We start from the raw sequence: 12,054 nt of genomic DNA on the forward strand, positions 1-12,054 counted from the left end.
TGCCAAGCGCCATTTTACTCTTCAGTGTAATGAACAGGATACATCTTTTGCGAAAAACACCACTGTATAAAATAGATTGGATGAGTTTTGTACTTTTCTCCACCATGTTGGTGCTCATTGCTTATGTGTTGGTTTATGGGCAGGAATACGATTGGCTGGATGATAAGCGTATTGTGTATTCCATTTGTGCCATTTTATTTCTCTTTCTGGTTTCGATCGCGAGGCAAAAAACCTTAAAAAGGCCTGCTGTTGATCTGAGCGTATTTAAATCGAGAAATTTTGCCATCGGAATTGTCTTTTTGGTGATTCTATATGTAATCCGCGGTGCTTTTAGCTTAACTTCTTCTTACTTTATTATGGTTTTGGGTATGGATTCACTTCATGCCAACGAAATCATGATTTTTAATATCGGTGGAGTGGTTGTTGGTTCTGTGGTTGCAATCCGTTTCCTTATTAACCAGAAACATTTAAGGGTATTGTGGGTAACAGGTTTCGGGTTTCTTTTTGTGTTTTTCTTGTGGATGTGTCAGTTATTCGCCAGTGAAGCCGGAACAGAAAATTTTTACCTGCCTTTGTTTATGCAGGGGGTAGGCGCTGGAATGGTGATGTCGCCGATTGTGATGTTTATTATGTCATCTGTTCCGGAGAAACTGAGTCAATCAGCATCTTCTGTTGGGATTTTTGTTCGTTTTTCGACCTTTAGTTTAAGTTTAGCCCTTATTAATTTTTACCAGTTATACTTTAAAGGCAAACATAATGATGATTTACGGAGCAGCCTGACTTTGCTCGATTTTAACCTGCCGGATAGATTAAAAATGTATCAGGCAGCATTAAGTAGTAGAGGAATGCCCCGCGATGAGGCAGGGAAAGCGGCCATAGGTCTGTTAAACAAAGCGGTACAAAAACAAACCTTTTCGCAGTTCTGTGTAAGTTATTATGAATGGATTGCGGTGTTATGTTTATTATCGATTATTCTGATTGCTTTGCAGCCTGTAATTAGCAGAACGGTGATTAATTTAAGGAATAAACAGCCTGCTGCGGTAGGGTTTTAATAGATAAGTCGTTATGAAAAGGTCGTCATTGCAATGACGAGCCTAGAAAACAAAAAACCGCAGGTTGATAAGAAATTCATCTCTAAACCTGCGGTTTATTTATCTGCTACTAAACTGCAAAACTTCTACTGAAAATTGCCTGCTTACTAAGCTTCTATGGTAAACGCACTTAAGTTTACAAACTGCTGGATCCTTGCGGCAACTTCTTCTTCAGTTAAGTTTAATAACTTTTCTGTTCCGAATTTTTCTACACAGAACGATGCCAATGCAGAACCATAAATGATTGCATTTTTCATGTTATTGAAGTTAATGGTACCTACTTTAGCCATATAACCGATAAAACCACCTGCAAAGGTATCGCCGGCGCCGGTTGGATCGAATACTTCAGCTAAAGGTAATGCCGGAGCAGAGAAAATCTGATCTTCGTGGAACAACAATGCACCATGCTCACCTTTTTTAATGATCAAATATTTTGGTCCCATGGCAAGGATTTTTTTAGCCGCTTTAACTAATGAATATTCGCCTGATAACTGACGGGCTTCTGCATCGTTAATGGTTAATACATCCACCATTTTAATGGTTTCCAGTAAATCGTCCATCATAATGTCCATCCAGAAGTTCATGGTATCCATTACGATCAATTTCGGACGGTTTTTAAGGCGTTTAATCACGGTTTGCTGTACCTGTGGGGTTAAGTTGCCCAACATCAGGTATTCGCAGTCCTGATAACTTTCCGGGATAATCGGGTCGAAGTTTTCCAAAACGTTTAATTCCGTGATTAAAGTATCACGGCTATTCATGTCGTTATGGTATTTTCCCGACCAGAAAAAAGATTTTTCACCTGCTTTAATCTGTAATCCTTCGGTGTCGATTCCGTGGTTGGTGAAGGTATCGATGTCTGACTGATGAAAGTCATCACCTACAACTGCTACAATTTTTGCTTTATTATAAAAGTAAGATGCGGCTAAACTGGCGTATGTTGCTGCCCCACCTACAATTTTATCTGTTTTTCCGAAAGGAGTTTCAATAGCATCAAAAGCTACAGTACCTATGATTATCAGGCTCATATCTTTGTATTAATTTTTTTTCTAAATTTTTTCACTGCAAATATTGCATAAATAATTTAAAAGCCCTAATATTGCATTCCCAAAACGAACAAGGGTAAAGCTACTTTAAGTATCGTAAGCCCCGTTTTAGGAAATGATCAAAGGACTTTGATCACCACTATTGATTAACACAACCAGAATAAATAAATATTCCTTCTTAGCTCAGCTGGTTAGAGCATCTGACTGTTAATCAGAGGGTCGCTGGTTCGAGCCCAGCAGAGGGAGCTTCAAAAACCACAACGAAAGTTGTGGTTTTTTGCGTTTAGAGAAGTTACGCTGAGCGAGAAGTTTATCTCGGCATGACGTAAGGAGCAAAGGGGTTATATAATAAATACAGAATCATTATCCTGAGCTTCTGAATGAATCAGGATAAGTAGTCCAGGCGCCTTATTAGATATAATTAATTTTTTTCGACAGGCCTACATGGCAGCATCTAAACGGATTTCTTTAGGATGCCACTTCTTAGTGTATATATATGCCTTTTTTATGTTTAATAAAAATATCAATTAAAAACCCTAAAAGTGTTACCGAAAGAACAAATGTGATCATCCCTAAGCAAGACCTAATCCATCTCATGAATATTAATTGAAAATCCTAGTATTCAAAAAAGATTTATACAACTGTTGTTATTAAATCAGTATGAATTAATCTGGAAATTTCTTAATTAGAGCGCAAACGTTTTTTTAGTTTAGACCTCACAGGTTTTAAAACCTGCGAGGTCTGGAAACAACACATCAATTAAATGTGTCCACGTTACTTAGGTAATTAATGTTATTTGGAAATGAGGGTTCAGTTTTTCATCGGATCTTCAGCCCCGCTTTCCGTTTTATTCCGATGGAAAAATCGGAATGTTCACTTCAATCGGGTTTATTTGCAATGGGTAGTAGCACAGAGGTTGACACCCGCGCCATGGTTCGTGTCGCCACGAACCATTTTTTTTTAAACCTCGCAGGTTTTCAAAACCTGCGAGGTCTGCTGCAATTTGAATTCACATTCAATAAGTTAACTCATGTAACATTATTAATAGTTAGTCTATGGATTTTGTAGATTAAATATTTATCAATATCTTTGCGCTGATCATGAATGCAACAACAATACCCCAAACATCCTCTATCTCTGATATTAATCTTAAACGCTCTGTTTTAAATAGCTATTTCCATGAGAATATGTGCTGTTGTTGATTTTGATTTCCCCAAAAAGTTATAGGTGAAACTATAAACACTTTAAAGCCTGACCACCAATCCCCCTTAAATATGTGTTGAAATTATTGCCCAAAAAAGAACCGGCAAGGAAGCCTCGCCGGTTATCACGGAATATCAGTTCTGTAACGCCAATCACGCACTGATACCCATCCAGCTTTATCCAATGAATTGAATCATTAACATAAAACCCGTTAAATATGGAAATATTTCTCCATAAGAAAAAACCATTCTTATTGGCCAGCCTTATTTTGCTCTTTACTGTGCTGGTCGTGCCACTTAAAATTTTTGCTCAGATTGAGCCGCCGCCACTCATCAATTCGAAGCTGGCAGGTACAGTAATCGATTCGCTAACCAAAGAGCCATTACCCGGTGTTGTAGTCCGCATTAAAGGCGTTACACACGTAGTTTCGACCGATGGAGACGGGAAATTTGTTTTTGTAACCGGCCAGAAATTACCCTATACCTTAATATTAAGTTCAGTTGGTTACGAAACCAAAGAAATTGTGATAAGTACAAGCCCTACTACTATTCGATTGAAAGAAGTAAACAGCCAGCTAAATGATGTTGTGGTAGTGGGTTATGGCACGCAGACCAGAAAATCTTTAACCGGTTCGGTTTCTACCATCGCCGTTGATGAAGTAAGGGCTAAACCAACCGCTACCTTTGCCGAGCAGCTACAGGGTAAAGCCCCGGGTTTGCAGGTAAGTACTTCTACAGGTGTTCCGGGCGATGGCATGTTTATCCGGATCCGTGGTACAACCTCGATCAACGCCAGTAACGATCCTTTATATGTAATTGATGGTGTTTATGTAAACAGCGGATCTTTACAAAAAATTACCACCCAGGGGCAGGCGAATAACCCACTGTCGGATATCAGTCCGGACGATATAGAGAGTGTTACCGTTTTAAAAGATGCTGATGCAACGGCCATTTACGGTGCTCGTGCAGCCAATGGGGTAATCCTGATTACCACCAAACGTGGCAAATACAATACAGCGCCAAAAGTAAGTTTAAGTACTTATGTGGGTTGGGCAAAAGCACCAAAATTGTGGGATCTGGTTACCGGACCACAACATGCCGAACTAATTAACGAATTTTACCGCAATTCAAACGCCGATGCCATCTCAATTGCTGCTGCAAATGGAACAGCTCCGGCTACTACTTACAGGTTCCAGCCTTTTAGGGCATTAACCGATAACCCTACTGCTTCGCCGGCGCCACGTGGTTTGCCACAGGATCAAAATACCTACGATCGTTTAAATAAAGCCTTCCGCACCGGACTGTTGCAAAACTATGATGTTTCTGTTTCAGGCGGTAACGATAAAACCACTTATTATATTGGTGGTGGTTTAAATAAACAGGAAGCTACCCTTAAAACAAACGATTTTAGAAGAGGAAGTTTCAAGGTAAATATTGATCAGAAAATCAACGATTATGTAAAAATTGGAACCAGTAATATCCTTACCCAAACCTACCGTACCAATGCACGTGTAGGGGATGGCCCACAGGGTGGGATTTTACAATCGGCTTTGCATACCCCAACTTATCTGCCAGAATTTAATGCTGATGGAACACCTGGTAAATGGGCCGGTTTTGATAACCTTGATGTGCTGCTGAACAATACGAATATGAACAGCACCAGTAACCGGTTGATCAGCAATTTGTATGGTGAAGTGAATATTACCAAAGATTTAACCTTTAAAACCAGCTGGAGTGTTGATTATAACCAGTATAACGAGTTTCAGTACTGGAACAGTTTAACCAACCTGGGTATTGCTAATAAAAATCTTGGTACTTCAAGTGTAAGCAATAACACCATCTGGACGAACGAGCAAACCTTAAATTATAACCATGTTACTGGTAAACATACTTTTGGTGCTTTAATCGGTAATTCGTTACAGGGATCGGTATCTAACCAAACCCTGGCGCAGGGTACCAATTTCCCGAACGATTCATTCCAGCAGATTGCTTCTGCCGCTAACACCACTTCATCTGCGTCTGAATCTAAATATACACTGTCGTCATTTTTTGCTCGTTTAAATTATAACTATGGTGGAAAATACTATGCGGTATTCAGTATTCGAGCCGATGGTTCTTCGCGTTTTGGTGCTAACCACCAGTGGGGATATTTCCCTTCTGCAGGTTTGGCCTGGCGTGTTAAACAGGAAAATTTCCTGAAAGATGTTGCCGTGATTTCGGATTTAAAACTCCGCGGAAGTATTGGCGTAACCGGAAACCAGAATGGGATCAACGATTTTGCCTCACGTGGTTTATGGGGCGCTGGTGCCAACTATCAGAACAATCCGGGTACGGTGCCATCGCAATTGGCCAATCCCGATCTGAAATGGGAAAGCACCCGTCAGGCCAATATTGGTTTTGATTTAAGTTTCTTTAAAGACCGGTTGACCTTAAGCGGTGATGTTTATGATAAATATACCAGCAACCTGTTGCTTAACCTGCCATTGGCCTCAAGTAAAGGATTTTCATCTATCCTGACCAATGCCGGTGAAATGACTAATAAAGGATTGGAGCTGAACATCAGCAGCATTAACCTGGATGGAGCGTTTAAATGGAGTACCAATTTCAATATTTCGCGTAACATCAATAAAATAGAGAAACTGCCTACACCAGTGGTTGCCACTTATGCTGCCGAACGCATGGTTCAGGGTTTATCGATGTACACTTTTTATGTATATAATCAGCTTTACGTTGATCCACAGACCGGAAATGCTGTTTACGAAGATGCCGATCATAATGGCGTAATCAACGCAAACGATATAGTTCCGGTAGGCAATGCATTGCCGAAATTTAATGGTGGTTTAACCAATAACCTCAGCTATAAAGGCTTCGATTTATCGGTGTTCTTCAATTTTGTGTATGGCAACAAGGTTTACAATAACAACAACTATTTTCTTGAAGGTGGCGGTACCCGCGATGCCAACAGGGCAATGGATGTATACCAGTTAGACCGCTGGCAGAAACCGGGCGATATTACCAATATGCCAAGACTAACCGCTTATGGACAAAACTATACACTGAGCCCAACCAGCCGTAACATAGAAGATGGATCTTTCCTTCGCCTGAGCAATGTAACCCTTGGTTATAACCTGCCGAAAGACTTTATCAAAAAAGCGGGAATAAATTCGGTAAGGATCTATGCAAGTGGCTCAAATCTTTGGTTGTGGACTAAATACAAAGGTCCGGATCCGGAAATCAATGTGTCTTCGTCGGCTACCGTACTCGGTTACGATTTAGGTACGCCACCTGTGCCACGTACTTTCCAGATAGGTGCAAACATTACTTTTTAAACCGAATAATCAATCATGAAAAAAGTTATATACATATTCGCAGTCATCATTCTGTTCACTTCCTGCAAAAAGTTTCTGGAGGTACAACCCCAGTTGCAGGTAGATCAGGATCAGGCAATCATTAATGCAGGTACTGCGGCTACTGCCGTAAATGGTTTATTTAACCTTTTGGCGGCCAACAGTTATTATGGCTCAAACTTCCCGGCGCTTTCTTATTTATCTGCCGGAGATATCCAGTGGTCGGGTTCGCAGTCTGATCCCAACGAGATTACCAAACACCTTACCTCTGCTACCAACGGTTATGTGCAATCGGCATGGACGGCTATTTACAAAACCATATCACAGGCCAATTATATTATTGATAAAGTACCAACTGTTAGCGATCCTTTATTGACCACCACACTAAAAAACCAATATCTGGGCGAAGCATATTTCGTGCGTGCTTTGGCTTATTTCGACCTGGCTCGTGGCTGGGGTGGTGTGCAGCTGATCTTAAAACCGACCAATAATTCATCAGATAACAGCGATGTTCCACGCAGTAGCCAGGCAGATACCTATGCACAGGTGCTAAAAGATTTAAACGCTGCCGAAACTTTGGTGCCAACAGCCGTAAGCCGTAACCGGGTAAGTTTACGTACAGTGCAGGCACTTAAAGCCAGGTTTTACCTTTACCAGAAAAACTGGGCACTGGCCGAGCAATTTGCCACATCGGTAATCAACGATAACACAAATTATTCGCTTGTGGCACCTTATAGCGCATTTTTTGCCAATAATGCCGTAACCACTAACGAATCGGTACTCGAACTGGCTTATACCACCTCAAATACCAACGGACACAGCAACTGGTGGTTGCCACCGGCTTTGGGCGGACGTAGAGAATGGTCGCCAAATGATGCTTTAGTTGCTTTGTTAAATAACCCGGCCATTGGTGGTAACCGCAATACCTTAATTGCACAGACCGCGCCTCCGGGTAATTTATGGTATGGCAAATTGTATTACCGCAATCCACTGGGCACAGATCCGGCTTACGTCATCCGCATTGCGGAATTATACCTGATCCGTTCAGAAGCGAGGGCACAACAAGGGAACCTGATTGGTGCAAACAGCGCACAAACAGATTTGAATTCGGTGCGTAGTCGAGCAGGCCTTGGTGTAACTACTGCGGTTACTTTAATTGAGATTTTATTGGCACTTGAAAAAGAACGTCAGGTAGAGTTTCCTTTCGAAGCCGACCGCTGGTTTAACCTGGTGCGTACAGACCGTGCGCAAACTGTGCTGGCCCTACCTGATAAACACCTTTATCTTTTCCCGATTCCTTATAACGAAACATTGGTTGATCCACAATTGGCAGGAGCAAACCGTAACCCTGGTTATTAAAAATATTGATCATGAAAAAACTAAGCATTTTTCTTTTGGCCCTAACCGCATTCGGTTATTCGGCCTTTGCCCAATCATCGCCCATTACCGTAAAAAAATCTAATACCAGGCATGGACCCGAAAAAGGGAGTCTATTGATCATCGGTGGTAATGTGGGTTCGCAACGCGATATCTGGGAAAAGTTTACCGAACTGGCCGGAGGTAAAGATAAAGCCGTACTGGTGGTGGTTACTACCGCATCTGGCGATTCGGCGGCTTATGATAAAAAAGGGGTTGAAGAGGTAAAACGTCAAACAGGAATTAAAAACGTAACCCTTTTCCATACCAGCGATTTTAAGGAAGCCAACAGCGAGAAATTTATTGCCCCGTTAAAAAATGCAACCGCAGTTTACTTTGAAGGTGGCCGCCAGTGGCGCATCGCCGATTCTTACCTCAACACCCTTACCCATCAGGCTTTTATTGATGTGTTGAACAGGGGAGGTGTAATTGCAGGCAGTTCGGCCGGGGCAAGTATTATTGGTTCTTTTCTGTGGAGAGGTGATACCAAAGGCGCACAGATCTTAGTCGGCGACCATACACAGGGCTTGGGTTTTCTTAAAAATTCTGCCATTGATCAGCATTTATTGGTGCGTAACCGCCAGTTCGATCTGGTCGATTTTATCCGTAAGGCACCAGATTTAATCGGTATTGGCTTAAATGAAGCTACAGCCGTTCTGGTACAGCGCGATACCCTTCAGGTGCTCGGACATTCTTTTGTAGCCATTTACGATTACAACACCATTATAAACAGTGGCGAAAAACACGTGGTAAACGACCGGGAAGATTTTACGGCTTCAAACGGACCGTTTTTCTTCCTCAGTGCAGGTCAGAAATACGATTTGGCCAAAAGACAAGTCATTAAGGAGCCACGCAAACCGGGCAAGGCAGATGACGATCAATAACCTTAAAAAATAAAGCAATGAGTAATACGAACATATCATCGCCACCTGTATGGACGGATAGAGAAAAGCTGATATTCAGGTTCTTTTTTCTCTTTTTTATCCTTCAGGCCATTCCTTTAAGTGTTGATTTTTTTAAAACTGTTTTTGGCTTTAACTGGCTGCATATCAGTTATGGCGATATTTTTAACCTTACCCGTTTATCTGCAAAATTTCTGCCCGGTGCCGATAGTTTTATCAATTGGATCATCGTAGCGATAATTGCATTGATTGGTGCAATGGTTTGGGATAAATCAAAATATAAAAATATAAATTACGACCGGTTTTATTACTGGTTAAGGGTAGTGGTGCGTTACCGTTTGGCCATTGGCATCATCGGTTACGGCTTTATCAAATTTTTTCCTTTGCAGGCCCCTTTTCCTTCCATCAGTAATTTAAATACCAGTTATGGCGATTTTACCGACTGGAAAATATTTTCGATGAGTTTGGGCATTGTACCTTCTTACGAAACATTTTTAGGCGCTATCGAAATTCTCGCAGGCTTATTCTTGTTCTTCCGTAAAACAGCTACCATCGGTGCAGCCATTATCCTGGTATTTACCGGAAATGTATTTATATCCAATCTGGCTTACGAAGGCGGCGAATTTGTGTATGCCACTTACCTGATCACTTTTGCACTTTTTGTATTGTGGTTCGATGCACAGCGGATTTATAACCTGGTATCGCTCGAGCGGCCAACAGCACCTAACAGTTTTAAACCCCTTTTTGTGGGTAAAACCAAAACCCTGCGTTTGGTACTTAAAACACTCGTTATTTTCTTTTTTGTTTTCCTCTATGGTTTTAAAACCTATTCCGGTTTCCATCACGACCCTTATCAGTTTCCACGTACCAAAGGTTTAGCAAGAGCAGCAGGGATTTACAATGTAAGCGAGTTCAAAATCAATGGACGTGTATTGCCTTATGCTGCTGCAGATTCTATCCGCTGGAAAGATGTGGTATTTGAGAAATGGGCCACCATCAGCGTGCGTTCCGATCGGAAAGTAATTATTGATTCGGCAAATTACGAACAGGTATTTAAAAATGATAAAGACCGCGATTATGAACTGGCCGGTACCGCAGGAAGGCATTATTACAGTTATACTGTCGATTCTGTGAACCATGTATTGTTATTGGATAACAAGAATCCTCATTACAAAGGCGAACAGTTGCGGTTAAATTATAGCCACCCCGATAGCGCTACGGTGATCCTTTCGGGTACCAATCAGCACCGCGATTCGATTTACGTGGTACTGAACAAAATCGATAAAAAATATCCGTTAAAGCTTAGCCGCCGCAAAGCACTTAAACTATAAAAAAGCTTAATGTTATGTCTGAAATAAAACAACGTGATATAGAAAACGAAGTAACAGCGCAACAGGCGGCAGCCAAAAAACCATGGTCGTGGCAAAAAAAGTTTGGCTTCCGCGTGCTGTTTATTTTCTTCCTGGCCATGTCTATCCCTTTTTCGGCCAATTGGTATAAAAATGTTTTTACCTTGGATTGGTCGCGACCGCATTACCGCGATTTATACGATATCGCCCGTTTCCAGCCCAGCTTTTTATCACTTTTTGGCGGACAGCGTTCACGCGATATTACCGATTCTCCATCAGGTGATGAATCAGCTAAAAAAGATGGTGTCAAAAAGAATAAGATAGAAAAAGTTGGTGCCAAAAAAGCTGAATCGAAAAACGAAACTGGTGCAGCTTTACCGCCAAAAAGAAGTTTTCTGGCCGATTATGTAGATTGGGGCATCGCATTGGTGTTTGCGCTTGTAGGCGCACTAATCTGGACGGCATTTGACCGCAAAAGTAAATCTTACCACATCCTTTATTACTGGATCAGGGTGGTGGTGCGTTACCGCGCCGGGATCGGGATTATTGGCTTCGGTTTTACCAAACTTTTCCCTACACAGATGCCTTATCCGTCACTGGGTTTGCTCAACAGTAATTTTGGCGATTTTACCGCTCAAAAAATATACTGGCTTTCGGTAGGTGTGGTGCCCTGGTACCAGGTTTTTGGTGGCGTGGTCGAAATTGTTGCCGGTGCGATGCTTTTCTTCCGGAAAACCAGCACATTTGGAGCTATACTTTTAGCGGCTGCACTAGGCGATATCACTTTTGTAAATTACGCTTACGATGGTGGTGTGCACGTTTATGCATTTTATTTCGTGCTGTTAGGGTTGTTTATTGCCGCCGATGATTTCCCTAAATTATACAACCTGCTCATTCTGGAGCGTTACACCGTTCCGTTTAGAATTTACCCCGATTTTAGAAAGCCATGGCTTAGATACACCCGCATCACGCTGAAAGTGCTCACTTTCGTGATCTTTTTTGGCGTACTTACCTATACCGAGGTGATCAATTTTAAATATGATCCTTACAAACAGCCGGCAACGGCTGGCGTTAAAAAGTTAAGGGGAAATTACCGTGTAAGTGAATTTAAAATCAACGGCGAAGTAGTTCCGTTTAATCCGCTTGATTCGACCAGGTGGCAGGAAGCTACTTTTGAAAACTGGACAACTTTAACCTTCAAAATCAATCGACCGGTACTCATCGATCCATCAAATGGTGGCGGTAGCCCAATGCGCGATATCCAGCGCACTTTCGAAATCAGTGGCGTTGCCGGAGGCCAAAGGGCATTTCATTATTACGCCGATACTGTAGATAAAGTGCTTTACCTGCAGGATAAAAATGTGATGGCTTTAAGGGGCGGACGAAAAGGTGCCGACAAAGCCAAAGATGCCAAACCAAAAGAAGACAACTGGATCAGTAAAACCGCATGGCAACACATCGGCGATGAAAATAAAATGATCGATAAAGCCGCATGGTCTACCCGCAGGGACCGCGAATTTGCGGAGAAACCAAGGGAAGTAAAACGCCATCGCATGGTATTGAAATACGATACCACAGATGGATCGAGGGTTATCCTTTCGGGCATCAATGAGCGTAAAGATTCCATTTATGTGGTGCTCGATCGTTACGACCGGCAATATGTATTGCCAGAAAGTACTTTGAGCGCAGGTAAATATTAAT

General features: G+C 41.8%; 7 protein-coding genes and 1 tRNA gene. 7 read left to right on the forward strand and 1 reads right to left on the reverse strand.

Annotation, left to right across the window (positions count from 1 at the left end; translation table 11 throughout):
* The first annotated feature begins 29 nt into the window (after nucleotides 1–29).
* Entirely contained in the window at nucleotides 30–1,052 is a 1,023-nt protein-coding gene (locus H9L23_RS26765; protein WP_246474786.1) for an efflux MFS transporter permease, read from the forward strand.
* 146 nt (nucleotides 1,053–1,198) lie between these two features.
* On the opposite strand, the gene H9L23_RS25300 is transcribed toward H9L23_RS26765, so the two are convergent.
* The gene (locus H9L23_RS25300) at nucleotides 1,199–2,119 is read right to left on the reverse strand and encodes a PfkB family carbohydrate kinase (protein ID WP_187592882.1); all 921 of its coding nucleotides are present in this window, start codon (nucleotides 2,117–2,119) and stop codon (nucleotides 1,199–1,201) included.
* A gap of 190 nt (nucleotides 2,120–2,309) precedes the next feature.
* Here H9L23_RS25300 and H9L23_RS25305 point away from each other — a divergent pair.
* From H9L23_RS25305 to H9L23_RS25330, 6 genes are all read left to right on the forward strand, one after another.
* Nucleotides 2,310–2,383: transfer RNA gene (locus H9L23_RS25305), tRNA-Asn, on the forward strand.
* A gap of 1,174 nt (nucleotides 2,384–3,557) precedes the next feature.
* Nucleotides 3,558–6,668, forward strand: a complete 3,111-nt coding sequence (locus tag H9L23_RS25310; RefSeq protein ID WP_187592883.1) for a SusC/RagA family TonB-linked outer membrane protein — start codon at nucleotides 3,558–3,560, stop codon at nucleotides 6,666–6,668.
* A 15-nt stretch (nucleotides 6,669–6,683) separates the two neighbouring features.
* On the forward strand, nucleotides 6,684–8,045 hold the full coding sequence (locus tag H9L23_RS25315) for a RagB/SusD family nutrient uptake outer membrane protein (protein WP_187592884.1): 1,362 nt from the start codon (nucleotides 6,684–6,686) through the stop codon (nucleotides 8,043–8,045).
* An 11-nt stretch (nucleotides 8,046–8,056) separates the two neighbouring features.
* Nucleotides 8,057–8,986: a cyanophycinase gene (locus H9L23_RS25320; protein ID WP_187592885.1), complete on the forward strand. Its 930-nt coding sequence runs from the start codon at nucleotides 8,057–8,059 to the stop codon at nucleotides 8,984–8,986.
* A gap of 17 nt (nucleotides 8,987–9,003) precedes the next feature.
* Entirely contained in the window at nucleotides 9,004–10,335 is a 1,332-nt protein-coding gene (locus H9L23_RS25325; RefSeq protein ID WP_187592886.1) for a DoxX family protein, read from the forward strand.
* Nucleotides 10,336–10,349: 14 nt separating this feature from the next.
* Nucleotides 10,350–12,053 carry an acetate uptake transporter family protein gene (locus H9L23_RS25330; RefSeq protein WP_187592887.1) on the forward strand — a complete coding sequence of 568 codons (1,704 nt, stop codon included), beginning with the start codon at nucleotides 10,350–10,352 and terminating at the stop codon, nucleotides 12,051–12,053.
* Nucleotide 12,054 lies beyond the last annotated feature (1 nt).

The sequence above is a fragment of the Pedobacter roseus genome, from assembly GCF_014395225.1.
Classification (GTDB): Bacteria; Bacteroidota; Bacteroidia; order Sphingobacteriales; family Sphingobacteriaceae; genus Pedobacter; species Pedobacter roseus.